At 62.4% G+C, this 23,466-nt stretch carries 22 protein-coding genes and 2 pseudogenes; 13 read left to right on the forward strand and 11 right to left on the reverse strand.

The window, feature by feature from the left end:
- Window positions 1-104: 104 nt before the first annotated feature.
- Both XarjCFBP7645_RS19690 and pobA read right to left on the reverse strand, forming a co-directional pair.
- Window positions 105-617, reverse strand: coding sequence for a nuclear transport factor 2 family protein (locus XarjCFBP7645_RS19690; RefSeq protein ID WP_104538775.1), 513 nt, complete (start codon window positions 615-617; stop codon window positions 105-107).
- Between the two features lie 259 nt (window positions 618-876).
- Window positions 877-2,061: a 4-hydroxybenzoate 3-monooxygenase gene (pobA, locus tag XarjCFBP7645_RS19695; protein ID WP_104538776.1), complete on the reverse strand. Its 1,185-nt coding sequence runs from the start codon at window positions 2,059-2,061 to the stop codon at window positions 877-879.
- 98 nt (window positions 2,062-2,159) lie between these two features.
- Between pobA and XarjCFBP7645_RS19700 the strand changes: the two genes are divergently transcribed.
- Window positions 2,160-3,056: a helix-turn-helix domain-containing protein gene (locus XarjCFBP7645_RS19700; protein ID WP_104538777.1), complete on the forward strand. Its 897-nt coding sequence runs from the start codon at window positions 2,160-2,162 to the stop codon at window positions 3,054-3,056.
- A gap of 627 nt (window positions 3,057-3,683) precedes the next feature.
- Here the strand turns inward: XarjCFBP7645_RS19700 and XarjCFBP7645_RS19710 are convergent.
- The 6 genes and pseudogenes from XarjCFBP7645_RS19710 to XarjCFBP7645_RS21500 form a co-directional block, all read right to left on the reverse strand.
- Window positions 3,684-5,165: a benzaldehyde dehydrogenase gene (locus XarjCFBP7645_RS19710; RefSeq protein ID WP_104538779.1), complete on the reverse strand. Its 1,482-nt coding sequence runs from the start codon at window positions 5,163-5,165 to the stop codon at window positions 3,684-3,686.
- Window positions 5,166-5,193: 28 nt separating this feature from the next.
- Complete coding sequence (locus XarjCFBP7645_RS19715) at window positions 5,194-5,961, reverse strand: coniferyl-alcohol dehydrogenase (RefSeq protein ID WP_104538780.1); 768 nt, start codon at window positions 5,959-5,961, stop codon at window positions 5,194-5,196.
- 33 nt (window positions 5,962-5,994) lie between these two features.
- On the reverse strand, window positions 5,995-7,023 hold the full coding sequence (locus tag XarjCFBP7645_RS19720; RefSeq protein WP_429001475.1) for a SphA family protein: 1,029 nt from the start codon (window positions 7,021-7,023) through the stop codon (window positions 5,995-5,997).
- Between the two features lie 121 nt (window positions 7,024-7,144).
- Window positions 7,145-7,621, reverse strand: coding sequence for a MarR family winged helix-turn-helix transcriptional regulator (locus XarjCFBP7645_RS19725; protein WP_104538781.1), 477 nt, complete (start codon window positions 7,619-7,621; stop codon window positions 7,145-7,147).
- A 580-nt stretch (window positions 7,622-8,201) separates the two neighbouring features.
- On the reverse strand, window positions 8,202-9,446 hold the full coding sequence (locus tag XarjCFBP7645_RS19730) for an HD-GYP domain-containing protein (protein WP_104538882.1): 1,245 nt from the start codon (window positions 9,444-9,446) through the stop codon (window positions 8,202-8,204).
- Window positions 9,447-9,584: 138 nt separating this feature from the next.
- A pseudogene (locus XarjCFBP7645_RS21500) lies at window positions 9,585-9,746 on the reverse strand (MFS transporter); the annotation flags it as partial.
- Between the two features lie 705 nt (window positions 9,747-10,451).
- Between XarjCFBP7645_RS21500 and XarjCFBP7645_RS19735 the strand changes: the two are divergent.
- Entirely contained in the window at window positions 10,452-10,997 is a 546-nt protein-coding gene (locus XarjCFBP7645_RS19735) for a gamma carbonic anhydrase family protein (RefSeq protein ID WP_166775179.1), read from the forward strand.
- A gap of 224 nt (window positions 10,998-11,221) precedes the next feature.
- Here XarjCFBP7645_RS19735 and XarjCFBP7645_RS19740 read toward each other — a convergent pair whose 3' ends face one another.
- Together XarjCFBP7645_RS19740 and XarjCFBP7645_RS19745 are read right to left on the reverse strand one after the other, a co-directional pair.
- The gene (locus XarjCFBP7645_RS19740; protein WP_080959949.1) at window positions 11,222-11,488 is read right to left on the reverse strand and encodes a YkgJ family cysteine cluster protein; all 267 of its coding nucleotides are present in this window, start codon (window positions 11,486-11,488) and stop codon (window positions 11,222-11,224) included.
- A 45-nt stretch (window positions 11,489-11,533) separates the two neighbouring features.
- Window positions 11,534-12,901, reverse strand: coding sequence for a glycoside hydrolase family 5 protein (locus XarjCFBP7645_RS19745; protein WP_104538783.1), 1,368 nt, complete (start codon window positions 12,899-12,901; stop codon window positions 11,534-11,536).
- A 404-nt stretch (window positions 12,902-13,305) separates the two neighbouring features.
- On the opposite strand from XarjCFBP7645_RS19745, the gene ilvD reads away from it, so the two are divergent.
- Window positions 13,306-15,144, forward strand: a complete 1,839-nt coding sequence (gene ilvD, locus XarjCFBP7645_RS19750) for a dihydroxy-acid dehydratase (RefSeq protein ID WP_104538784.1) — start codon at window positions 13,306-13,308, stop codon at window positions 15,142-15,144.
- 237 nt (window positions 15,145-15,381) lie between these two features.
- On the opposite strand, the pseudogene XarjCFBP7645_RS19755 reads toward ilvD, so the two are convergent.
- Window positions 15,382-15,741: pseudogene (locus XarjCFBP7645_RS19755) on the reverse strand (phage integrase N-terminal SAM-like domain-containing protein); the annotation flags it as partial.
- 690 nt (window positions 15,742-16,431) lie between these two features.
- Between XarjCFBP7645_RS19755 and XarjCFBP7645_RS21505 the strand changes: the two are divergent.
- The 10 genes from XarjCFBP7645_RS21505 (at window position 16,432) to XarjCFBP7645_RS22225 (ending at window position 22,981) form a co-directional block, all read left to right on the forward strand.
- Window positions 16,432-16,890 carry a hypothetical protein gene (locus XarjCFBP7645_RS21505; protein WP_146096377.1) on the forward strand — a complete coding sequence of 153 codons (459 nt, stop codon included), beginning with the start codon at window positions 16,432-16,434 and terminating at the stop codon, window positions 16,888-16,890.
- A 58-nt stretch (window positions 16,891-16,948) separates the two neighbouring features.
- Window positions 16,949-17,281 carry a hypothetical protein gene (locus XarjCFBP7645_RS19770; RefSeq protein WP_104538787.1) on the forward strand — a complete coding sequence of 111 codons (333 nt, stop codon included), beginning with the start codon at window positions 16,949-16,951 and terminating at the stop codon, window positions 17,279-17,281.
- A gap of 126 nt (window positions 17,282-17,407) precedes the next feature.
- Complete coding sequence (locus XarjCFBP7645_RS21770; RefSeq protein ID WP_104538788.1) at window positions 17,408-17,761, forward strand: hypothetical protein; 354 nt, start codon at window positions 17,408-17,410, stop codon at window positions 17,759-17,761.
- 396 nt (window positions 17,762-18,157) lie between these two features.
- A complete protein-coding gene (locus XarjCFBP7645_RS19785) occupies window positions 18,158-18,694 on the forward strand; it encodes a hypothetical protein (protein WP_146096378.1) in 537 nt (178 codons plus the stop codon).
- Window positions 18,695-19,541: 847 nt separating this feature from the next.
- Window positions 19,542-20,147, forward strand: coding sequence for a hypothetical protein (locus XarjCFBP7645_RS19795; protein ID WP_146096380.1), 606 nt, complete (start codon window positions 19,542-19,544; stop codon window positions 20,145-20,147).
- Window positions 20,148-20,221: 74 nt separating this feature from the next.
- Window positions 20,222-20,680, forward strand: coding sequence for a hypothetical protein (locus tag XarjCFBP7645_RS19800; RefSeq protein WP_104538792.1), 459 nt, complete (start codon window positions 20,222-20,224; stop codon window positions 20,678-20,680).
- Between the two features lie 88 nt (window positions 20,681-20,768).
- Window positions 20,769-21,164 carry a hypothetical protein gene (locus tag XarjCFBP7645_RS21510; protein ID WP_146096381.1) on the forward strand — a complete coding sequence of 132 codons (396 nt, stop codon included), beginning with the start codon at window positions 20,769-20,771 and terminating at the stop codon, window positions 21,162-21,164.
- Window positions 21,165-21,196: 32 nt separating this feature from the next.
- On the forward strand, window positions 21,197-21,598 hold the full coding sequence (locus XarjCFBP7645_RS19805) for a hypothetical protein (protein WP_104538793.1): 402 nt from the start codon (window positions 21,197-21,199) through the stop codon (window positions 21,596-21,598).
- A gap of 57 nt (window positions 21,599-21,655) precedes the next feature.
- On the forward strand, window positions 21,656-22,120 hold the full coding sequence (locus XarjCFBP7645_RS19810; protein WP_104538794.1) for a hypothetical protein: 465 nt from the start codon (window positions 21,656-21,658) through the stop codon (window positions 22,118-22,120).
- Window positions 22,121-22,624: 504 nt separating this feature from the next.
- Window positions 22,625-22,981 carry a DUF7668 domain-containing protein gene (locus XarjCFBP7645_RS22225; RefSeq protein WP_104538795.1) on the forward strand — a complete coding sequence of 119 codons (357 nt, stop codon included), beginning with the start codon at window positions 22,625-22,627 and terminating at the stop codon, window positions 22,979-22,981.
- Window positions 22,982-23,466 lie beyond the last annotated feature (485 nt).

A 23,466-nucleotide genomic window follows, 5' to 3' on the forward strand; every position in this document is an offset into this window, starting at 1 on the left:
AGGCGGGCGTTGTCGTTTCCGCCAACCACTTGCATGGTTGCTGACGAGCTGCATGGATCACGCATTGCAGGGCTGCACGCTGCAGCCCTGCAATGCAGCAGCGATTACTGGCCGCCGCTATTGGCGCGGCCGGCAATGGTGTCCGGATCCCAATGCTCCTTGATCAGGCCTTTTTCGATGCGGAACATGTCGAACCAGGTGGTGGTATAGGTCTTGCCGGGATCACGCGGATCCGGCAGCGTGCGCACCGACACCAGCGTGACCAGATCGCGATCTGCAGTGATGACCACCAGCGGCAACTGCACACGTGCCTGTACCGGCGTCGGCGGCACGAATGCGGTCAGGAACGCAATGAAGGCATCGCGACCGTTCGCCACGTTCGGGTTGTGCTGGATGTAGTTCTTGTCCATGTATTTCGGCGCTTCCTGCACCTGGCCAGCCTCGAATACGATGCGCCAGAAATCGTAGACCAACCGCTTGTTGACGGTTTCGGGCCAGGTGGAGCCGAGCAGCATCTTCTGGTGGTTGGGATTTTCAGTCACTGCGGTCTGCGCGAAGGCAGCCACCGGCGCCACCAGCATGACCAGCAGCAAGGCGCGTGAGAACAGCTTATTCATGGAGGATTCCTTACATGGAGACGGGCGCTGCGCCGGCCGGAATGCCAACACGGTGCACCGTTGATTGGGGGACGACGCGCCTTGCACACAGGGTTTTTCCACGCGTCGCCGCCAGCTTAACGGCCGCGTCCGCTCGCCCGCTAGCCGCCCTGGAGTGCACCAGGGCACCTGCGGTATTGGTGGTAATCAGAAGATAACTATCGCAGTCGGTTTTCTCTCGCGCACGCACGAGGCATCTCGACGGCGGCCATCGCTACGCTCAATCCGGCAGCTCCACCAACGGCAAGCCTGCATAGTTTTCGGCCAGGGTGGCCCGCCCGGCCTCGCTGTCCAGCAGATAATCCAGCTCTGCGGCATGAATGCGTGCGGTGAACGCGTCCTGGTCGTCAAAGGTATGCAGCAAGGTGGTCATCCACCATGAAAACCGTTCGGCCTTCCACACCCGCTGCAATGCCAGCGCCGAATACTGTTGCAGCACCGTGGTGTCGCCACGCGCGTTCCAGCGCTCAAACAATTGCGCCAGCAAGCCGACATCGGCCAGCGCCAGATTCAGGCCCTTGGCGCCGGTGGGCGGCACGATATGCGCCGCATCGCCAGCCAGGAACAGGCGCCCGTACTGCATGGGTTCGGCGACGAAGCTACGCAGCGGCGCGATGCTCTTTTCGATCGATGGACCGGTGACCAGTTGCGCAGCCAGCGTCTCAGGCAACCGCGCACGCAACTCGTTCCAGAACGCCTGATCGCTCCATGCCTGTACCTGCGCATCGGCCGGTACCTGCACGTAGTAGCGCGAGCGCGTCGGCGAGCGCATCGAACACAAGGCAAAGCCGCGTGGGTGCTGCGCGTAGATCAACTCGTCGTGGACCGGCGGGGTGTCGGCAAGCACGCCAAGCCAGCCGAACGGATACACCCGCTCGAACAGGCGCAGTCGCTCCGGCGGGATGCTGGCGCGGCTGATGCCATGGAAGCCGTCGCAGCCGACGATATAGTCGCAGTCGATACGCAGGCGCTGGCCATCGTGGGTGAATTCCACCGCGGGCATGTCGCTGTCCACTCCACACAGCGTCACGTCCTGCGCGCTGTAATACGTTGGCGCAGCGCTGCGCGCGCGGGCCTGCATCAGATCCGCGGTGACCTCGGTTTGGCCGTAGACGGTGACACTACGCCCGCAGCCGCGCAGCAGATCGATGCGCTCCCGCCGGCCATCCAGCGACAGTTCGAAGCCGTGATGCGGCAAGCCTTCGCGCTGCACGCGTGCGCCAACGCCTGCTTGGTGCAACAGCTCCACACTGCCCTGTTCCAGCACGCCGGCGCGGATACGCCCCAACACATGCTCCGGGGTCTGTCGCTCGATTACCGCGGCATCGATACCGGCCCGCAGCAACAGCTCGCCCAGCAACAGGCCGGAGGGGCCGGCGCCAATGATCGCGATCTGGGTTCGCATGCAATGCTCCTGCCTCAGCCGACGGATGCAGGCCAGTGTGGGTAGCCAAGCACGTGCTTTGAAGGGATGATTGCGCGCAGTGCTTGGACTTTTCGACGATGCCCACACGCGCGCACGCCAACGCCGCAGCCACTGCGGTCCCCGCCTTTGGCCTGTATGGCGAGCAGCACGCCGACACCCCGGAGTTGTTGCACTGGGAGTCGATTGCCGCACGCAGCCGGCTGCATGACTGGCGCATCGCTCCGCACCGGCACGAAGACCTGGCGCAACTGCTGTACGTGCAACGCGGGCCGGCGACGCTGCAGCTGGATGGCCGCAGCCAGCGCGTGCGTGGCGCACGCGTGATCTGGCTGACACCGCTGTGCGTGCATGGTTTCAGATTCGATCCACAGGTACGCGGCCACATCATCACCTTGTGCATGCCGTTGGTACGTAGTGCGTTGAGTGCCGCGCCGCTGTTGCAGCGTGCACTGACCATCCCGCAGGTCCTGCAGGCACAGCACGCACGCGGATTGCTCGACGCGCTGTTCGCCAGCATTGCCGACGATCACGCATACCGGCGCATCGGCCACGAGGCCGCATTGCACGCCGCCGCAGCGCAACTGTTGATCTGGACCGCCCGCACGGCGCTGGAGCACGCGCAGGATGCGGCTGCGGTGAGCCCGTACGCCGACCCGGCATTACGCCATCTCCGTGGCTATCAGGCGCTGATCGACCAGCACTACCGCGCGCATTGGCCGATCTCCCGCTATGCCGGGCAGCTGGGCCTGACTCCGGGCCATCTCAACGCGTTGTGCCAGCGGCTGGCCGGCGCCTCGGCGCTGCAATTACTGCAGCGCCGGATCATGCTCGAAGCACGCCGCAGCCTGCGCTACACCAGCCTGAGCGTGCAGCAGATCGCCGCCAGCCTAGGATTTTTCGACGCTGCATACTTCAGCCGCTACTTCGCACGCCATGCCGGCTGCTCGCCGACGCAATTCCGCGCTGGCGATTAAGAGCGGCTGACAAAAACCACTGAAGCGCGAGATCTCGATCGTCTTGAAAGATGATTGAACGATGGGGATGCGTTGGTTGAAGAGCGGCTGGTCTGGAGATTGGCTGCAGGGCCCGCCCGCCCACCATCGCGGGACACGCCGCAAGTACGTCCTTGTAGGCTCTGGCGCGGCATCCATGCCGCTCAAGGTCCTGCGACGGTGGGCGGGCAAGGACCAATCGAAATGGTCGGTGCGCAAAGTTAAGAGCAGTGCGCGATGCGCATTGTCGCTACTGATGCGCCGGCGCAATGTCAAACGCACGTCGAGCGATAGGTAGCTTTTCACGCGGCCACCGACCAACTCTCTGGCGCGGTGTCCTTGCCGATTGCGGGACCCTTGGCGGCATGGATGCCGCCAAGGAGCCTCCACGGACGGATTCACGGCTTGTCCCGCAAGCGATAAGGGCACCGCGCCCTCGACCAACCAGGCTTTAGACGTAAACGTCTGACTGTCTCGAAACAATAAAGACACTCGAACGCTTGGTTGCTTTGCCTAAAAGTAATTGAACATTGCGGATAGATCGGCCCCGGAGCGGCTGATCCACGGCTCGCCTGCACCCCCACCGCCCAGTATGTTGCGCCGCACCGGTCAAAACGGGTACTGCGGTACTTCGTTCTTGATCGTCAGCCATTGCCAGTGGGTGTACTGCTCCCAATCGGCCGGTCCGCCGACACTGGTGCCGTTGCCCGACGCACCGGTCCCGCCGAAGGGATTAATGACTTCATCGGCCACGGTCTGATCGTTGATGTGCAACAGGCCGGTGTGAAGCTTGTCGCCCAGGCGCATCGCACGCGACACCGACGCCGACAGGATGCCCGCAGCCAGACCGTACTCGCCATGGTTGGCCAGGTCCGCGGCTTCTTCGTCGGTATCGAACACGGTGATGTTGATCACCGGCCCGAAGACTTCTTCGTCGAAGGCACGCATGCCCGGGCGCACGTTGGACAACACCGTCGGCGCATAGAACAGGCCTTCGTTGCTGGCACCGGCTTCCACCACCGCACCGGCGGCAACGCTGTCTTCCACGATATCGATCACGCGCTGCAGTTGGCGCTGGTCGATGATCGGCCCCAGTGCCACGGTGCCGCTAACCGGATCGCCGACCGGCAGATGCCTGGCTTTTTCGGCCAGCCGCTGCGTGAATGCATCGGCAATCCCGCGCTGGACCAGCACCCGGCCGGTGGCCATGCAGATCTGCCCCTGATGCAGGTAGGCGCCGAATGCCACTGCAGAGGCGGCCTTGTCCAGATCGGCGTCGTCGAGCACGATCACCGCGTTGTTGCCGCCTAATTCCAGCGACACCTTCTTCAAATGCCGGCCAGCGATCTCGCCGATGCGCCGGCCGGCCGCGGTGGAACCGGTGAAAGCAATCATCGGGACATCCGGCGACTCGACCAGCGCCTGTCCGATGGCTGCATCGCCGTGCAGTACATGCAGCAAACCCTTCGGCAAACCTGCTTCTTCCAGTACCTGCGCGATGACCACGCCACCGGTATACGGCGTGCGCGGGTCGGGCTTGAGCACCACCGCATTGCCCATCGCCAGCGCCGGGGCGACCGAGCGCAGCGACAGGATCAGCGGGAAATTGAACGGGGAAATCACTGCGATCACGCCCAGCGGCAGGTGCCGGGCCAGGCTGAGCTGGCCGGCGCCCGTCGGCAGCACCTGGCCAACCGCCTGCAGCGGCAGCGCCGCAGACTGCTGGTAGATCACCACCGACTCGTTCACTTCGCGCTGGGCCTTGGGCAGGATGCCGCCGGTTTCGCGCGCGATCAGCAGCGCCGCTTCGGCACTGCGCGCTTCCATCAGCTGCGCGGCCCGGTGAAACACCGCAGCGCGCTCGCGCGGCGCAGTGGCTGCCCAGGTACGTTGCGCTTTCTTGGCCAGCGCCACGGCAGCGGCGACATCGGCCAGGTCGGCCTTGCCGACTTCGTGCAGCAGCGTGCCGGTGGCCGGCTCGATGATCTGCACGGTGCCGCCGTTGCCGGGCACCCAGTCGCCATTGAAGATGCAGCCATGCCACGCCGGAGCGGCGCTTGCGGCAATCGCGGTATTGGGGAGAGCGTTCATGGTCTAGCCTCCTGCTGAGGGGGTGGTGTTACAGAGTGGTGGACGCCAGCCCGCCATCGACCGGCAGGGTGATGCCGTTGATCCAGCGCGCCGCATCGGAAGCGAGAAACACGATGGCCTCCGCCACTTCGTCGGCATACGCCGGCCGCGTCATGCGCCTGGCATCTTCCTTGACGCGCTCCTCGCCGAGCATGCTGACGAAGTCGCCAAGAATCGGCGTAAACACCGGCCCCGGCGAGACGTTGTTGACGCGTACGCCGTGCTCGGCGAACCAGGGCCGCGACTGCAGCAGCGTCCACACGATCAGCGCTTCCTTGAAGTACTGGTAGCAGGTGGCGTGCGCCACCGGATGCGCCTGCAGCCATGCATCGCCAGACGCAAAGCTGTCGGTGGCGGACAGTTGCTTGTGCAGTTCCAGGCGCTGCGGCCACTCGGCACCCAGGATGGAGGCCACATTGATGATGGAACCGCCGGGCGCCATGCGCGGCAGCAGCGCCTGGCTCAAATGGCGCAGGCCCAGATAGTTGACGCGCGCCACCGCCTCCAGCGGCGCGGTACCGGGAACGCCAGCCACATTGGCCAGCGCATCGACACGCGCCGGCAAGGCCTGCACCAGCGCATCGATGGACGCCGGGTCGCCGAGATCGGCCTGGTGGAACCCGTGCAGCGACATCTGCACCGGCGTGCGATCGACGCCGATCACCGTGGCGCCATGGAAGCGGGCCAGGCGCGCGACTTCGGCACCGATGCCCGATGCCACGCCGGTGACCACGATCGTCTTGTTCTGCAAATTCATTGCCACTCTCCGAAGAGGCCGGATGTACCGGCGCTAGAACACATGGACGTACTGCAGGTTGACGTTGTTGCCGGAGGCGGCGTTCTTGACCTCCACCGGCAGATACACATTGGCAAACAGCATGTTGTTGGCATCCATCCGCCACACGCCACCGGGCCCCGCATAGAACACGCTCTGGCGGGTGTCGGCCACGCGTTGCCCATTGGTGCGGTTATCGCGGAACTGGGTGAGGTAATAGGCATTCACGCCAAGCCGGATATTGGGTACCACTTCCCAGGAGGTGGCGACGTTGATCCAGCCCGCGTCGCCGGCCTGACCGTTGCGGAACTCGAAGCCCGGTGGCAGGTTCGGCCGCCGCTCGCTGCGAAAGTTGTAGATGTAGTTGATGCGTGCGCTGACTTCCCAGTTGGGCATCGGGAACACGGTGAACGCATATTGCGGCACCAGCGACCAGTAGCCGGCGCCCTGATTGAGGTCGCGATCGCGGTCGAACTTGCCGATCGGCGCGATCGCATCGATTTCGAAACGCTGCGAAAACACCGGCCTGCCATTGCGGATCACCGGCAGCATCTGCAGATACGGGCCGAAGGTCAGGTCGCCCACGCCGGCGCCGTTGTCGCGCAAGCTGGCAATGCTGTTGCGCCCGAACGAAGCATCCAGGTTGATCAGCGGCAGCAGCGTGTTGATGCCCAGTGCGCCCCCGAAGAGCTTGTACGGGGTGACATAGGCGACCTGGGTCAGCAGCAGCGTGGAATCGATGCGTGGGCGGTCGAACACCGGCACGTCGTTGCCGCGGGAATCCTTGATCGCGTCCAGTGAGCTCTGGCGCAGATAGGTGATCACCGCCCAGCCGGGCGTGGTGCGGGTGAAGCCGTCCAGATAGCTGGTGCCGCCGGTATTGATGCCGTTGGTCAGCGTCGTAATCTGGGGCAGGCTCTGTGCGCCGGCCGTGCCGGCAGCAAGCAGCGACAGCATGCCAAGCGCTGCACGGCGCAGCGCCGACGCGCGGGAAGACAACCCAGACAGGACCGATCGATAGCTCACTGCGAACATCTCCAGCATTGGGAGGGACAGCGGGAACTGCGGCGGGACAACGGTCAGGCGGGCGCGATCGACACGCCGGCAACGGCGCGTGCGCAGGTCGAAAGGAAAGCTGGCCGTGCGCCTGCACGGCAGCGGCGGGTTATGCGGTGTCCAGACGGTCGAGCCGGTCGAGTGCGCGCAGCAACGGCGCCTCGCTGCTGCCAAGCACCGCGCTGAGTTGCTGTTCCATGCGCAGCACTTCGGCCTCGGCAGCGCTCAGCAGGGCCACGCCGGCGGTGGTCAGCGACAGATGCTGCATGCGCCGGTCCTGGCGCCCCCGTACCTGCCGCAGCAGGCGGCGCTTGACCAGGCGTGCCACCACGATCGCCAGGTTGGGCGCCGACACGTGCAGCACGTCGCCGATCTGGCGCTGGTTGATGCCGGGGTTGCCGTCCACCAGCATCAGCAGCGAGAAGTCGACCGGCTTGAGATCGAACGCAGCCACGCAGTCCTGAAACATCCGCCGTACCAGCAACTCGGTGCGGGTGATGCGGTAGCCCAGCAGCCGCAGCAGGCGTGCCTGATCCACCGTGGTGACGGCATCCTGCAGCGATGCGGCAGTGGCAGTGACGGACATGACGGTTCTCGCAACGAAGACGACGGACGAACCGGTGCGCGCAACGCTCGCCGCCCGCAACGCCGATCCGCGGCATGAGCTGCATTGTAGACGCGCGCAGGCATGCCGATGTGGGCGTGGCCGCCAACCGCGTAGCACCGCCGTGCAGGCAGGCCGCCACAGGCTGAGGCCAGTCCGGTGCCTGCACATGGCGGCCGCATGCGACGGCAGGCAGGTGTGGGAAGCGACGGTCATCCAGGCAGAGCTGAGGCATGGGGTCCGGGGCCGGCAGGTGATTGCGTTGCACAATAGTTATGGATCATAACTATATTGCCAAGCTGCAGCGCAACATGGCCGTGCTCGCCAGGTTGACCAGGTTGACCGATGGGCCTGGCGGGCGTGGCGGCAACCGCCTGTGACCGGCGAGCCTGGCACAGGTGCGCGCGGGGTATGCCGGGCCGGGCAGCGATGGTGGCAATTACGACGGCAAGGCTGCCGCCGTCGCCAGACGACGCCTGCGGACCCAGCCCACTCGCCCAGCGCATCTCCGCGCCAGGTAGGCCGCGTGCATGCGCGCGGCCTGTGGCCAGCGGATTACGGATTACGGCAGCCAGAGCTTCTCAAGATCGCGGAAACCCCAGTCGGTGGGGCTTTCCATCTGCGCGATGCGGTCCTGGCAGTCCGGGCGCGACAGGTCGATGTCCTGCACCAGCACATGGCTGCGCAGCTTGGCCGAGTAGAACACGCGCACCCTGGGCTTGAGCAGCGCATCGGGGGTCTGCTCGATCACCACTGCCAGTTTCTGCGACTCCAGCCGCACCAACGAGCCGACCGGATAAATCCCCAGCCGGCGCACGAAGGCCTGGAACACTGCCGGATCGAAATGTCCCTGCCACGACGCCATGCGCTTGAGCGATTCGGCCGGATCCCAACCGCGCTTGTAGGGACGGTCCGAACTGATGGCGTCGTACACATCGCACACCGCGCCCATCCGCGACATCAGCGCGATGTTCTCGCCCGCCAACCGGTTCGGATAGCCGCTGCCGTCCATTTTCTCGTGATGGTGCAGCGCGATCTCCAGCACCACCGCGTTCTGCACGCCGCCGGCCAGCAGCAGGCGATGACCGTCCAGCGGGTGCTGGCGCATGATCTCCATCTCTTCGTCGGTGAGCTTGCCGGGCTTGTTGAGGATGTCCAGCGGCGTCACCGCCTTGCCCATGTCGTGCAGCAGGCCGCCCATGGCCGCCTCGACGACCTGCCCTTCGGGCAGACCGAGCTGACGCGCCAGCCCGCTCATCAGGCCGGCCACGGCCATCGAATGCAGATAGGTGTAGTCGTCGGCGGTCTTGAGCCTTGCCACGCTGATCAAGGCCTGCGGATGCCGCAAGACCGAATCGTTGATGGCTTCCACCAGCGGCATCGCCGCCTCGGTGTCGACGGTGCGTCCCAGCCGCACATCGCGGAACATCGCCTCGACCATGTCGCGGCCGTCTTCGAAGATCTTGCGCGCGCGCACCACTTCGGACTCGATACCGACCTGTGCGGTGACGCTATTGGTTCGCGCGGTGCGCGCGGTGGTGGCCGGCTCGGGGGGGTCCGGTGTCGGCGGCGGCGGTTCCTCCGGCTCGGGCTGCGGATCGGGTGCGCCCGGCGCTGCCGTGTCCAGGTCCAGCCCACGCGCGGTGTCGATCACCAGTTGCTCGATCCGGCTGCCATGGATCTTCTCCACGTCGTCCGAATCGACCAGGAACGAGGTCTTCCAGAACGGATGGTGCACCCACGCGCCCAGCAGCTTGTAGACATACATGCCGGGGCGGAGTTGATCTGAGTCGATGGTTCTGAGCATGCCGGCGCTGATCTGCAAAGGGTCCGCGGAAGAGCCCGCCACGACGATGGAGGGTCTGTCGGGTTATCGGCAGTGCGCGGGATTTCTTTGGTAAGGGCGACTTCGCTAGTGCCATGCGACGACCGCCGGCCGAGCAGTTCAGCGCACCGGCTGGCGCATGCCCAGCACGGCGATGGCCGCACGCATCGGCGACACACTGCAGGCCAGATCCGGGGCTGCCGGCAACCGGCCAGCGTCCACCAGCACGCCCCCGCACAGCGACGAGGCGATCGCGCCGAAGCGGCCCACCCCGATCGCCCATTCTCTACTTGAAACGGCGTGATGCACTCCAGCACGAACTGGCAGGTGTCATGGCGCGCTGGGTCAACGGGTGATGCTGGTGCAGGAAGCGCAACGGCATTGGCAGCCTCACGCGTGACCACGCGACCACGCAGCGCCACCACGACCAAGACACAAGCACGCTCGCAACTGCGACGGCCTTCGACAGTACATCGGTACTGCAACGAACAACGACCACCGTCTTGCAAAAACGCACCGGCACGCTAGGCCGATCGCAGGGGCGTTCAAGACAGCGGCATGCATGGCTGTGCGCTTGTCGGGCAAGCCGGCAGAGCGCTTCGCCCGGCTCTCCAGGCATTCGTTGGCCTGTCTGCACAACGGCATTTGCGGCGTGCGCATTGCCTGCGCGGAAGCAATCGACCTTGCGCGTCGTTCAACGGCATGTAACTGTTGGTGGCAGTGCGTTGAACGCCGCTGGATGCGTATGACTGCAAACCGGCACGCGCAGTGCTGCAACGCGATCCATTCGAAGCTGCAGCGAAAGTGCAGGCGTAGCCTCACAGATTCTGGCGCCGGCTGTTCCAACACGCTGGGCCGCTGCGTCATGCACGGCCACAGCCAGATGGTTCCACTGCCACGCCAGCGCCTCCCGCGTGCCGGCGCTCGCCCGCTATCATGCAGGCAGTGCCCCGCACCGGGCGGCCCGCCGACATGCCGGAGATCATCGTGACCCCGATTCGCTCGTTCCTGGAACATACCCCGCAACTGGGCGCACGCGTCTATGTCGATCCTGCCTGCACCATCATCGGCAAGGTGAGCCTGGGCGATGACGTGTCGGTGTGGCCGGGCACGGTGATTCGCGGCGACGTCAATCATGTGCAGATCGGCGCACGCACCAACGTGCAGGACGGCACCATCATCCACGTCAGCCACCACAGCCCGTTCAACAAGGCCGGCTACCCGACCGTGATCGGCGCCGACGTCACGGTCGGCCACGGCACCATCCTGCATGCCTGCACCATCGAAGACCTGTGCCTGATCGGCATGGGCGCCTGCGTGCTCGACGGCGCCACCGTCAAGCGCTACGGCTTTGTCGGCGCCGGGGCGGTCGTCGGCCCGGGCAAGATCGTCGGCGAAGGCGAGTTGTGGCTGGGCAATCCCGCGCGGCTGGCCCGCACGCTCAGCGACAAGGAAATCGAGAGCCTGCATTATTCGGCGCAGCATTATGTGCGGCTCAAGGACCAGTACCTGGGCCTCTCCAGCACCGACTGAATCCTTGTCCCTGCGCTACGGCTGCAGACCAGCATCGGCATCGTGCGATGCGGATGCGACGTCATGCGCCTGCTGCATACACCTTTGCCTGACGCGGCGAGCATGCCGGCGGGCAGAGGTGACGGCAGGAACACGCGGCAGGCCGCGCCGCCCTGGCAGCGCGGACCCGCAGCCAGGCGCAATTCAAGTGGCGCAAGTCCGGGGCGCCGGTGACCTGCCGCGGTTCACGGCCGCGTGGCGTGCTCCAGTGCCGTCAACGTGGCCAGCGCCTGGGCGCGCGATGCACCGCACATGTCCTCGGACGGACGCAGGCTGGCGCACACCGCCGGCCGCGTCGGCAACCCGAACAGGCGACAACGGCCCTGGCCGTCGAGCTGCACGCAGGGTACGCCGGCCGGCTTGCCTTGCGGCATGCCGGGGATGGCCGAACTGATCGACGGCGCGATGCAGCAGGCCGCGCAGCCGGCGCGGCACGGGATGTTCTTGCGCATGCCGCCAGTGTAAACCGCCGCCACCTGCCGGCAGCGGCAGCGTGGCTAGCGCGGCGGGATGTAGCTGGACAGGCGCACGTCGAAAAAGGCCTGCACGGCAGCGAGATTGCTCTTGGCCTGGATATCCGCGCCCACGTCGCGGCTCATGCCGAGCACGTCGTCATCCGGCCAGCCGGGGCCGAAGCACCATTGCGTGCTGGGGATATTGTTCGCCTGCAGATGGGCCAGCATGCGCGTGGTGGCGACCTCCGCGCTGCGGTTGCCGGCCGGGTAGCCGTGCTCGCCGAGATAACCGCGCTTGCCGGCATCCCGCAGGGCGTCGATGAAGGGCGTCACCATCGTGATGCCGGTATCGGGCTGGATCACTTCGTTGCGCCCGCCCGGTCCGATCCAGTTGCCGCCGCCAGCCCCGTTGTTGTCCAGATAGTTGTGCGCTTCGTAGACGATGCGGTTGTAGGGATCGGGGATGTCGAACAGGCCCATCGAATCCTCCTGCCAGAGCCGGGCACTGGCATAGCCGTTGCCGCACACGAACACGAAGTGGTCGCGGTCGCGATCGATGATGGCCTTGCAGCACGCAGTGGCGGTGTTCTGCCAGTGCGTTGCCATCGACAGCACGCTGCCGTCGGCGGCGCGCTCGTCGCCTTGATAGGGCTCGTTCATCACGCCCCAGCCGAACACCGCCGGGTGCTGCCGGAACCGGTTGACGATGCGTGCCCACAGGTCGGGCAGGCCGGACGCGTTGTAGAGCGTGCACCCCGGCGTGCCGATCACGCGGTACTCGTACAGCTTGAGCAGCCCGTCGCGGCGATCGAAATAGCCCTGGTAGCCGAAGTTGCGCAGCGGATAGGTGTCGGCCCAGACCGCGGCGGCCGCCGCATCGTCGATGCGGTTGCCGCGCGCATCCACAAGCGCGCCGCTGGCGTCGCGCCGATAGCCCGACTTGACGGCCACCCGCTGCGGCAGGCGCATGGAGTCGTGCAGCTCCACGATGGCGCGCTTGCCGCGGGCGGCGACGTGGTCCAGCGCATCCTGGACCTGGCTGCAGTAGGTCTCGTTCAAGGCCAGGCCCTGTCCCCGCGTGAAGCGCGCGGCGGTGGTCGGCAACCGGAACAGCGGGCAGGCCCCGGCGGCGGCCACGTGCTGTGCGGTGATGGCGCGGTAGTGCGTGCCGATCTCGGCATTCTCCACATAGCTATTGGAGGCCAGGCCCGAAGAGTTCAGGCCCGCGAACGGCAGGGCGGCGCTCTGCGCAGCCGCGCGGCCGCCCCACCCGAGGCCGGCCAGTGCCACCGCGCCGGCTGCGCCCTGCAGCACGCGACGGCGGGTGATCCCGGCTGCTGCTGCCGGCGTCTGGTCGATGGGATGCGGGGCCGCCGCCGCCGTGCGGCGTGGGTGTGGATGGTCGGACATGGGCGCCTCCTGCGGTGCCGTTGGTGGAGATCCTTGGCGGTGGTGCCCCCCTCTGCCGCACCGGTCTGACGGCGATGGTGCCGGTGTGGCAGCGGCGCGATCTGCGCTCCGGTTTGCACTCCGGGCACTGCATGCCGGCCCACATACGTTTACATCGCATTACATGCCACGCCGACCAGCGGGCGCCGCGTGCGGGAGGCGCGTGTTCGCGCGCCGTGCCGGCGAACGCTCCGGCGCTGCCTGTGCGATGCGCGCCCTGCCCGCGCCCTCCCCACCGGCACGGCGTGCCGTCGCTCGCGTGCTACCGTGCCGGATCACCGGAGCGCGCCGCGACCGTTGCAGCAGCAACAGTCACGACGCGGTCTAATTGCCAGCCACCGCTCGCCGATCACCGCTGAATCGCCATGCCCGAGTACCGCTCCAAGACTTCCACCCATGGCCGCAACATGGCCGGCGCCCGCGCACTGTGGCGCGCCACCGGCATGCGCGATGGCGACTTCCACAAGCCCATCATCGCCATCGCCAACTCGTTCACGCAGTTCGTGCCCGGGCACGTGCACCTGAAGGATCTCGGCCAGCTGGTCGCGCGCGAGATCGAACGCGTCGGCGGCGTGGCCAAGGAGTTCGACACCATCGCCGTGGACGACGGCATCGCCATGGGTCACGACGGCATGCTGTATTCGCTGCCCAGCCGCGAGATCATCGCCGACTCGGTCGAATACATGGTCAACGCGCATTGCGCCGACGCGCTGGTGTGCATTTCCAACTGCGACAAGATCACCCCCGGCATGTTGATGGCCGCGCTGCGGCTCAACATCCCCACCGTGTTCGTCTCCGGCGGGCCGATGGAAGCCGGCAAGACCAAGCTGGCCGAACACAAGCTCGATCTGATCGACGCGATGGTGATCGCCGCCGACGACAGCGCCTCCGACGAAAAGGTGGCCGAGTTCGAACGCAGCGCCTGCCCCACCTGCGGCTCGTGCTCGGGCATGTTCACCGCCAACTCGATGAACTGCCTGACCGAAGCGCTGGGCCTGTCGCTGCCGGGCAACGGCACCGTGGTGGCCACGCATGCCGACCGCGAGCAATTGTTTTTGCGCGCCGGGCGCGTGGCGGTGGAGCTCTGCCACCGCTGGTACGGCGGCGAAGATCCCACGGCGCTGCCGCGCGGCATCGCCACTTTCGAAGCGTTCGAGAATGCGATGACGCTGGATATCGCGATGGGCGGCTCGACCAACACCATCCTGCATCTGCTCGCCGCCGCGCAGGAAGGCGACGTGCCATTCGGCATGCGCGATATCGACCGCCTGTCCAAGCGCGTACCGCAGCTGTGCAAGGTCGCCCCAAACACGCCCAAGTACCACATCGAAGACGTGCACCGCGCCGGCGGCATCATGGCCATCCTCGGCGAGCTGGCGCGTGGCGGCCTGCTGCATACCAACGCGGCCACGGTGCACGCACGCACGCTGGCCGACGCCATCGCGCAATGGGATGTCACCCAGACCGACGCCGAGACCGTGCACACGTTCTACAAGGCCGGCCCGGCCGGCATCCCCACGCAGATTGCCTTCAGCCAGGCCACGCGCTGGGACAGCCTGGACACCGATCGCAGCGAAGGCTGCATCCGCGATGTCGCGCATGCGTTCTCGCAGGAGGGCGGCCTGGCCGTGCTGTACGGCAATATCGCCCGCGACGGCTGCGTGGTGAAGACCGCAGGCGTGGACGAATCCATCCACGTCTTCGAAGGCAATGTGCGCGTCTTTGAGAGCCAGGATTCGGCGGTCAAAGGCATCCTTGCCGACGAAGTGAAGGCCGGCGACATCGTGGTAATCCGCTACGAAGGCCCCAAGGGCGGCCCCGGCATGCAGGAAATGCTCTACCCCACTAGCTATCTCAAATCCAAGGGCCTGGGCAAGCAATGCGCCCTGCTCACCGACGGCCGCTTCTCCGGCGGCACCTCGGGCCTGTCGATCGGCCACGCCTCGCCGGAAGCCGCCGCAGGCGGCGCGATCGGGCTGGTACGCGACGGCGACAAGATCCTGATCGATATCCCCAACCGCTCGATCAATCTGCTGATCTCGGACGAGGAACTTGCTCTTCGTCGCGCAGAGCAGGATGCCAGGGGCTGGAAGCCGGTGGAGGTGCGCCCGCGCAAGGTCACCACCGCGTTGAAGGCGTATGCGTTGCTGGCGACCAGCGCAGACAAGGGTGCGGTGCGGGACAAGGCGATGCTGGACGGCTGAGGCACTGCCATGAAGACCGCGGATTCTTAGCGGTCTTCATCGACTCCCGGCATAGGACTTTGCAGGGACTTCAGTCACGACGCCTCATAGCAAACGCCTACAGCGGGTTGGCTTTGCTTGCCCGCAACGTCACCCACTGCCGGTGCGCAGCCCGTCCAGCGGGCTGCGCACCGCCCACGCCCCGCGCCCCAGCACATGCGTGTAGATCTGCGTGGTTACCACATCCTTGTGGTCCAACAGCTCCTGCATGGTGCGCGCGACATCCTTGGCCGAGAGCACCACCGGAATGGGCCGCGCCCGCTTGGCGCGCTGCAGTTTCTCCATCCAGGGCAACTCCGCCCCCAAGACCTCGCGATACAGGAACAGCAGCGCCGCCAGCGCCTGATGTTGCGTGCCGGCCGACACCTTGCCCTGCGTCGCCAGTTCGGTGAGAAACGCCTCGACCTCTACCCGCCGCATCTGTCCTGGATTCCGTTTGCCGTTTTCCAGAATGAAGCGTCGGATCCAGCCCGCAAACGCCTGCTCGGTACGCAGGCTGTAGTGAAGCCGCAGCCGAACACGGACCTGATCCAACAGCTTCGGAGTTAGATGCGTCATTACGCCTGTATCGCCATGGGTGTAACTCATGCGCCTGCTCAAACGTCGGCTAACGCACCCAGCATCGGCGCAAAGACTGCCGGTGGCCATCCGGCAGGTTATTGTCAAGGAATAGGAATTCCTTCTTTCCAGACCTCCGGCCTTAGTCGATACTTGGCGCAACACCGCTCTCAGGCGGTCCAATCGTGGTTAGGCACCGCATGCAGCTAATTGGCTTTTCAATTGCCGAAGACTTTATCGCGCTTGAGCGCGGGCTTGACCGTTTTGACCTACACAACAACTTTGACTTTCAGGGCATGTCATACGCCCCAGCGCAACAGACGTTAGAGCTACATTGGCACCGTGGCACCGGCGATTGGGTAAATCCATCAGACCCGCCTGAGCTCTCACTCAGCTTTGCGGGGGTGTACTTGTTCAAAGCCCAGGAGCGAGATCCGACAGTTCCATTCACCGAGGATAACTGCTTGGACTCCCTTGGATTCATGTGGGACGACCTATTAGCTGAGATGCGTGCATTCGCCTCAAGTAGACCGTCTGAGGGCTGCAAACACCTTACGGCCAACTTCATGAGCGGCTTTAGCATCAAAGTGGGCGCCGTATCCGCGACTCTGCGTGTCTCGGGCGGTGCCTAACAATTTATTCATGCCGAACCCGCTTCGCGACTCGGCTTAATTCAGGCGCTAGACCGCAATGTTAGAACTCCGCAACCCTCGGACAATCGCACTTGAGCTACTTTCAGCTTCTGATTTGCCTTATTTAAGCCAGGATCACAGTCTTCCATTCATTGAGATTGCGGGAGACTTCGCTTTTCTTGACTCTCTCTCTGCCAAGAATGAGACAAAAGGCCGTGATGCGCCCCTGGCAGGACTTGGTAAAGACTGGTGGGTCTTTGCAACATCGGGCACGGGAGACGCTTGGCTTATTTCTACCGGCAACGATCGGCGCGTTGCTTTTTTGGATCATGATTCCGGACCGGATGCGGCACCGCAAACTCTCGGGATCAATTTTGGCCAATGGCTTCAATTGGCCGACATCATTCGTCAATTCGAATCTGCTGATGATCCAAATCTGATCGCACATGCGGAACAGTCAATTGAGAAAGTATCATCTGGCCTGTCTCTGCTGTACCCATACAGCCTTGCAGGCTAAAAATTCATTCAAGCCGACGCCGCTTCGCGGCGCGGCTTAACTCAGGCGTTAGGCAGCTATGAAAAATTCCGTCTCGCGCTTTCAAGGCAAATCGTTTGATTGGGGGTTCATCCTTTTCATCGGTTTGTTTTCGGCGTCCGCTTTCTGGGGCGATTCGGTGGGCCTTAGCAAATTGGCTGCCGCCGTTCTGTTCGGTGCGAGCGGTTTTATTCCATTCCTCATTCAGGCTTTTACTGGTTGCGCGCTTGATGGCGCGTGGGTAGCCAGATTCAGCCGCAAAGAGCATCCAACCAAGTATTGGATGTTGCTTGCTCTTTCTGCTGCTATTGGCATCGGCTTCTCATATGACGCGTACAGCACGTACATGGAGGCTGCACATGTCGCGGCCTAACAATTCATTCAAGCCGAACCCGCATCGGGGCAGCGCTTGGGCGCTTTTTTCCGCTACGCTAGCACCCAACCGCCGCCCGGCTACGGGTCGGCTTAATTCAGGCGTTAGGGCGCTCTAGTAAGTTCGATGCAGCCGAAGCCAACTGAAAACGAGCCCGGCATCGCACTAGGAGTGTCGCTTATCGCCATTCTGGGCGCCCTCCTTGTCAGCACTTTGCTCGCCGGATTCAAGCCAGGCCCAATGCGCACTGGCCCTAGCACCGTGCTATTGGGACTCTACCTGATGGCGTGGGGCACCATGTTCCTCGCTAGCTACTTCTACAGCCACAAGACATTCTTCTTACGCGCACTTATCTGGGTCTGCGAACATTGGTCCACCCCGAAAGGGCGTGTCATGGCTCTTTGCTATGCGGCACTAGCGCTGGGGCTCGGCGGCGTGGCCACATTGTCGGGTCTCGGGCTCATCAATGTCGCGCCCTAACAATTCGTCGAAGCCTAGGCCGCTACGCGGCGCGGCTTAACTAAGGTGGCAGTGCTGGGGCAGATGCGTTGGTGGTTGCCGCTTCGGTGAGTTCGCAGGCGTGCATGCAGTTGGCTCCGGACAGCGGTCATCACCGTTGCTGGTTGCGGGAAGTTCGGTGCTTAGCCTTGGCACGTCGTCCGCGCGCTGCGCTCGTTGCAGTTGGCTTCAGTGGCATCACGCGCCGCTGCATCGCTGGGCAAGCTCCGTTTCGCAAGCTGTGGCACACTCGGTCAACGCGGCAGTGCTGGGGAGCATGGTTGCACCATCCAACCTTCGCGGCCACTCACTGCCTAACAATTCATTCAAGCCGAAGTTACTTCGCAACTCGGCTTAGTTCAAGTGTTGGGGTTCACTATGAGAGAACCGGATATCCTCCTCTCTGTTGCAGAACAATACCTCTTCGCAGAGATCCGCTTTGACTGGAAGAGCGACGAAGAACTGCGGGGTTCGCTCGCGCCAATGGAACAGCTAGCGTCGAGCATCCTTGGGCGCAACGCGGTGCCGGAAGTGCGACTTGCCTACTTCTCCGAGCCCGAGTTCAACCCTACAGGTAGAGGAAAGTCGCGACAGGACGTCTTTGAGAAGAACGGAAAATCTGGTGGGGAGATTCTGGCGCACCCGAGTTTTTTGAAGCATCTTGAGTACTTCATCTGCGGTCCCGACCTGCCTAATGTAGCGATTGAAAAGTTCAAGAACGAGGCTAGCTCTTCTCATCTCACTGGCAGTGACATTGTTGACTTGGGCCCGTACGCCCGATCATGTGTACGCCAATACCGCCTAGATCCTCAACACGCCTCGGAAGAATTTTTCAAGTTGGCTGTTGAGTGTGGGGCAATGCCCGGCTTTGCCGACAACCTTCGCAAGTCTGTACGCTCTGTCAAGCTGACATAGAGCGAGCCCCAACAATTCATTCAAGCCGAAGTTGCTTCGCAACTCGGCTTAGTTCCAGCGTTGGGCAATGGTGGAGCAAGCGCGTTGGTACATCCCGCAAGCTGTGCCACACTCTGCATAGGCGGCAGTGCTGGGGAGCATGGTTGCACCATGCAAACTTCGCGGCCACTCACTGCCTAACAACTCATTCAGGCCGAAGTTTCTTCGCAACCCGGCTTAATTCAAGCGTTAGCTCTCACAAGCATGACATTCTCTATACTTCCAGATCTGGCCTTTACACATCTTGCCGATATTGGCAAAAGATGTCTCGGCACTATGCCCGCGGACCAGAGAAGCTGGAGCTTCAATACAGCTACCCTAGGTCTAGGGGAAGTCCTGCCACTCGTGGCGGAGGTTAAGAAGTGGAGCGGCGCAGGTTCGTATATCTACTATTTTGAGTGTGCAGAAACTTCAGATTTAACGTTAGCATCGGGAGCCTTTTCGTCCGCCAAGCTACGTGACACCGGTCTACGCTCCTATGCAAAGTCCAACGGCCCCAGCTCGGGTCTCTATGTTGGTGGCAGCAGAAGCATTTTCTCTCGTTTAAATCAACATCTCGGCTACTCTGCGGCAAGAGGCACGTACTCACTACAGCTATTGCACTGGGCCCCGCCCTTATCGCTAGATCTCACGTTCTCGTGTGCGCGGTATGATCCATCGCCAACACAAGATGTGCTGCAAGCACTTGAAGACACCTTGTGGGATTGCAAGAGTCCGATGTTGGGCCGCAGGGGTGCTCGGTGAGAGCTAACAATTCATTCAAGCCGAACCCAATTCGCGGGTCGGCTTAATTCAGGCGTTAGCACTCATGACAGAGACAGTCCCCCTTTACCAACTAACGGGCCGCCAAGCATGGATCCGTTTCTGCTACTACGCTGCCGTACCGTTTTGGGTATCGCTGGCCGTTTCTATACCCAGCTTAGCTCTTGATAGTCGTTGGGATACAATTCTAGTCGCAGCCATTAGCGGCCAAATGGCACTAACTCTTATCAAATTGCTGGTGTACTCCGCCGGTCTTGTACTATCAATCGCCACAGCCATTCGAGGGTTCTGCTTTCTATCAAAGGTCCTGCGGTATGCCGGGGAACGTCTCGGCGGCGTAGCATTTGATTACTCTAGTGCAGTAGTCGGCGTACTCGTTGGAATTCTCCCTGTTGCAACGTATGAGAAAGGGGTTGCCGCTCTGCTCGCTACCATCTGGGTTGCGTCCCTTATGCTGGCAGCCCAGTTTTTAGTGTGGGCGATCTGCTTTGCAGCTTTCGGGAAGCTCAAGAAGCATGTACGCGAAGCTCCGTGGCTTCCTCGTGTCGCGGGAGCTGCTTTTGCGGTGCTGTTCATTTGGGCGCTCCATCATGAGAACTGGCCAGAGGTTCCCGAGCAGTCGCCAACGCCTGTCATCAAAGATGTGCGCTAACAATTCATTCAATTCGACGCCGCTACGCGGCGTAGCTTAATTCAGCCGTCAGGCATCGTCAGGGGGGAATTCAGATGAAGATCCAACATGCTGTAGCAGCTGGGCTAGTCGTCACCATCATGTCCGGATGCGCGACGGTGACATACGGAGACAAGAGCACCGAAGCTACGTTGCGTGAACTGCAGCCTGTTCCCGGGAGAGTTAGCCTGTACGTATGTCGAGAGAAAGCCGCGCTTGTCGGAGCAGGCAACCGCACAACTGCAATCGTTGACAACAAGCCGATCGGAACCTTGAAGCCAAACGACTTCGCACATGTCTTGGTAGAACCTGGCCCTCATAGCGTCTACATCGAGCACAACCCTGGCGGGAAAAGTGGCGTGCTAAATCTGGACACCCGCGCCGATGAAGTCCCAATCATCTGGGTAGGAATGACGGGCCACGGCTGGGGCGTACTCACCGTGGATCAGTTCAAGAGCAGGAGCGAAGCGGAGTCTTGTGTCAGGCAAGCCCAGTACGCCATTCCGACAGAGTAGCCTTGCCGTGATGCCTAACAATTCATTCAAGCCGACACCGCGGTGCGGCGCGGCTTAATTCTGGCGTTAGGCCGTACAGGGGACTCTATTGCAATCTCTCAAATTCTTCGCATTATCGTGTTTGGCGGTGGTCGTGTTTGATGCGGTCGCATCTCTCGCGTCTCTAATGCTTGGCTTTTCTTACACTTACGCAGCCTTCGGATCCGCTATTCTCTACATCGCATTTGCATTCTTCGCTGCTCGTAAGCTTGGGTTTTGGGCTGCAGTTTTGCTCGGTGTAGCTATGGGCATGACTGATGCAACACTTGGCTGGGCCATCTCTTGGGCCATCGGTCCAGGACGCCTTGCCGCAGGTACTCTTACCCTGTCAATTTGGCTCTACACTGCAACATTCGTCGTAGTCTTGGGCGCAATTTACGGGCTTATTGGCGGCAGCGTGCGGCCTAACAATTCATTCAAGCCGAACCGGATCCGAACGACCTAATTCAGCCGTTAGGAGCTAAAAGGAGTGCAGCAATGTATCAGGAAGCTGAAAGGACCATCAATCACGGCCTCAGCCTTGGTGCGAGACTGCTCCTTGGCATCTTTGCCATGCTGTTTTGCGCTGTCATGGTCCTTGTCGCACCGCCCACCGAAAAGGCGATTTATTTCTACTTGTTTGCCGCTTTTTGCTTGCTACTCGCCCTTGCCTGCTTTACTCAAGGCCGAGTCAGGCAATTCATTGGCAGCCTCATTGGCTGCACCATCTTCGATCTTGGCATCTGTTACCTTGTGGTCGAGCTTTCTAGCGACCCAGTTTGGGCTGGTGCGCGCAGTCAGCCATCAGTTCTAAACGCTTGCTTGTATCTCTTCTTTATCGGTTTTCCAGGTGCGGCATACGCTTATCGGGCACGCTTTGGCATGCGGCGTAAGTCCTAACCACTCATCCACGCGGACGGCTCCGCCGCCGCTTAATTCCAGCTTTAGACCGCACTGATGCAATCACACACTCTCGAACTATTTGCTGACTACTTCCAGTTCTATCTACAGGACGAGGGAGCGAGCGGCGACCTGTCGGATGCGTGGAGTCCAATAGCCATTCAACGCATGTTCGCTGTCTCAATGGGCGTGGTCGGGATCGGCACTGCGCGCAACATGTGCGTACCAGTTACGCTTGAGTTCCTGGATTCGGCGCCGTCTGCTGACTTCATGGAATTCGATCATGTTGTCGAGGGTTCACTCGCGATCACAAAAGGTCCGCTCGTTGTGGCTGGCTGCACGGACTACTTGCCTGACGCGGCACGCTTCGACTTGGCGCCTGGCGAGTACAGAGTCCGTCTCTCTTCTTCTGGCCTTTGCTCACTGTCGGAGGACGGGCTTAATGGCCAAGACCGCTACCGCCTACAGCTGTGGCAAGCTTCACACACTGAACCTACCGTCCTTAAGCAGCATGCGGTCTAACAATTCATTCAAGCCGACGCCGCGTTGTGGCTCGGCTTAACTCAGGCGTTAGGCCCCAATGGCGACAGCAACGCAAACTGCAGCAGAGATCCAACAGCTCGTTTGGTTGTTCCTGCCCCGTTTGCAATGACCGCGAGACCTTATTGGCCCTCGATACGATGGCTGCAGAGCCAAACCAGTGGTCTGAGGGGCACAAGTTGTTTCAGAGGATTCGTTCCAAGACTTTGGCCGCAGAGCGAGCCGGTGACCGCCTGAGCACTACCCAGTACTGCTTTGAGGAGGTCTGTGCCAAGACCCTCTACAACCTCAGCGGGTTCCCTGCGCCCTTTGACAAGGATTCTCCGGAGCGGATTCGTCCCAATGCATTAGCATTGGCCAAGGCCTTTGGCATTCCCGATGCTGATTCTTTGATCGGGCTTGGCACTTAAAGACTCATTCAAGCCAAACCCTCTTCACGGGTCGACTTAACTCAGGCGTTAGGCGCCGCACTTCAGTGATTCCAGCATGAGCGGCGCAAGCGAACAACGCCCAATCCCAAATCATTGGCGACAGACATTTCGGGAAGTCGTGGCTGCCTTTACGACTGCCGACTATCGTTTGGAACGAATTCCAGGAGTCGAGCCAGTCTCAACTGAGACGGTCACTCGGATTCAACGCTACATCCGCAGCTATGGCGCCACATTGACAACCCTGCCGGACGAGACTTGGAAGTCTTCTGTTTGCATATGGACCGGTAGCCACTGGGAGGCGCTTATTGACCTGTGGACCCAAGGAGAGGGTCGGAGCGATCTAGTGCTCCATGCCCACGTAACCGACGCTCCTGTCTTCTCGGTTAGAGTTCATCTGGTCTATGTGACGTAATCGGTCGGCACCTAACAATTCATTCAAGCCGAAGCAGCTTCGCGGCTCGGCTTAACTCAGGTGCTAGGCAGTGGTGGAGCAAACGTGTTGTTGGGTCCTGCTTCGGTGCGCTGACTGGCATGCATACGGCCGGCTCCGGGCGGCAGTCATCACCGTTGTGGGCTGCGGCAAGTTCGGGGCTTCGTACTCGTACGTTGTTACTGCGCCGCGCACATTGCATTTGGCTTCGGTGGCATCGCTCACCGCTGCATCCGCGGGCAAGCTCCATCCCGCAAGCTGTGGCACACTCTGCACAGGCGGCAGTGCTGGGCAGTATGGTTGCACCATCCAACCTTTGCGGCCACTCACTGCCTAACACCTCATTCAAACCGACGTTGCTTCGCAACTCGGCTTAATTCAAGCGTTAGCAGGCTGCTGAAATACCGCCCACCTCGATAGACTATTCGGTACGACCCAACGGATGCCCCTTCATGCGCGGAACCGAC

Source organism: Xanthomonas arboricola, from assembly GCF_002940665.1.
GTDB lineage: Bacteria > Pseudomonadota > Gammaproteobacteria > Xanthomonadales > Xanthomonadaceae > Xanthomonas > Xanthomonas arboricola_B.

Coding starts and splice junctions, on each gene's coding strand:
- XarjCFBP7645_RS19690 (WP_104538775.1), bottom strand. CDS start 617: ATGAATAAGCTGTTCTCACGCGCCTTGCTGCTGGTCATGCTGGTGGCG.
- pobA (WP_104538776.1), bottom strand. CDS start 2,061: ATGCGAACCCAGATCGCGATCATTGGCGCCGGCCCCTCCGGCCTGTTG.
- XarjCFBP7645_RS19700 (WP_104538777.1), top strand. CDS start 2,160: ATGCCCACACGCGCGCACGCCAACGCCGCAGCCACTGCGGTCCCCGCC.
- XarjCFBP7645_RS19710 (WP_104538779.1), bottom strand. CDS start 5,165: ATGAACGCTCTCCCCAATACCGCGATTGCCGCAAGCGCCGCTCCGGCG.
- XarjCFBP7645_RS19715 (WP_104538780.1), bottom strand. CDS start 5,961: ATGAATTTGCAGAACAAGACGATCGTGGTCACCGGCGTGGCATCGGGC.
- XarjCFBP7645_RS19720 (WP_429001475.1), bottom strand. CDS start 7,023: ATGCTGGAGATGTTCGCAGTGAGCTATCGATCGGTCCTGTCTGGGTTG.
- XarjCFBP7645_RS19725 (WP_104538781.1), bottom strand. CDS start 7,621: ATGTCCGTCACTGCCACTGCCGCATCGCTGCAGGATGCCGTCACCACG.
- XarjCFBP7645_RS19730 (WP_104538882.1), bottom strand. CDS start 9,446: ATGCTCAGAACCATCGACTCAGATCAACTCCGCCCCGGCATGTATGTC.
- XarjCFBP7645_RS19740 (WP_080959949.1), bottom strand. CDS start 11,488: ATGCGCAAGAACATCCCGTGCCGCGCCGGCTGCGCGGCCTGCTGCATC.
- XarjCFBP7645_RS19745 (WP_104538783.1), bottom strand. CDS start 12,901: ATGTCCGACCATCCACACCCACGCCGCACGGCGGCGGCGGCCCCGCAT.
- ilvD (WP_104538784.1), top strand. CDS start 13,306: ATGCCCGAGTACCGCTCCAAGACTTCCACCCATGGCCGCAACATGGCC.
- XarjCFBP7645_RS21505 (WP_146096377.1), top strand. CDS start 16,432: ATGTTAGAACTCCGCAACCCTCGGACAATCGCACTTGAGCTACTTTCA.
- XarjCFBP7645_RS19770 (WP_104538787.1), top strand. CDS start 16,949: ATGAAAAATTCCGTCTCGCGCTTTCAAGGCAAATCGTTTGATTGGGGG.
- XarjCFBP7645_RS21770 (WP_104538788.1), top strand. CDS start 17,408: ATGCAGCCGAAGCCAACTGAAAACGAGCCCGGCATCGCACTAGGAGTG.
- XarjCFBP7645_RS19785 (WP_146096378.1), top strand. CDS start 18,158: ATGAGAGAACCGGATATCCTCCTCTCTGTTGCAGAACAATACCTCTTC.
- XarjCFBP7645_RS19795 (WP_146096380.1), top strand. CDS start 19,542: ATGACAGAGACAGTCCCCCTTTACCAACTAACGGGCCGCCAAGCATGG.
- XarjCFBP7645_RS19800 (WP_104538792.1), top strand. CDS start 20,222: ATGAAGATCCAACATGCTGTAGCAGCTGGGCTAGTCGTCACCATCATG.
- XarjCFBP7645_RS19805 (WP_104538793.1), top strand. CDS start 21,197: ATGTATCAGGAAGCTGAAAGGACCATCAATCACGGCCTCAGCCTTGGT.
- XarjCFBP7645_RS19810 (WP_104538794.1), top strand. CDS start 21,656: ATGCAATCACACACTCTCGAACTATTTGCTGACTACTTCCAGTTCTAT.
- XarjCFBP7645_RS22225 (WP_104538795.1), top strand. CDS start 22,625: ATGAGCGGCGCAAGCGAACAACGCCCAATCCCAAATCATTGGCGACAG.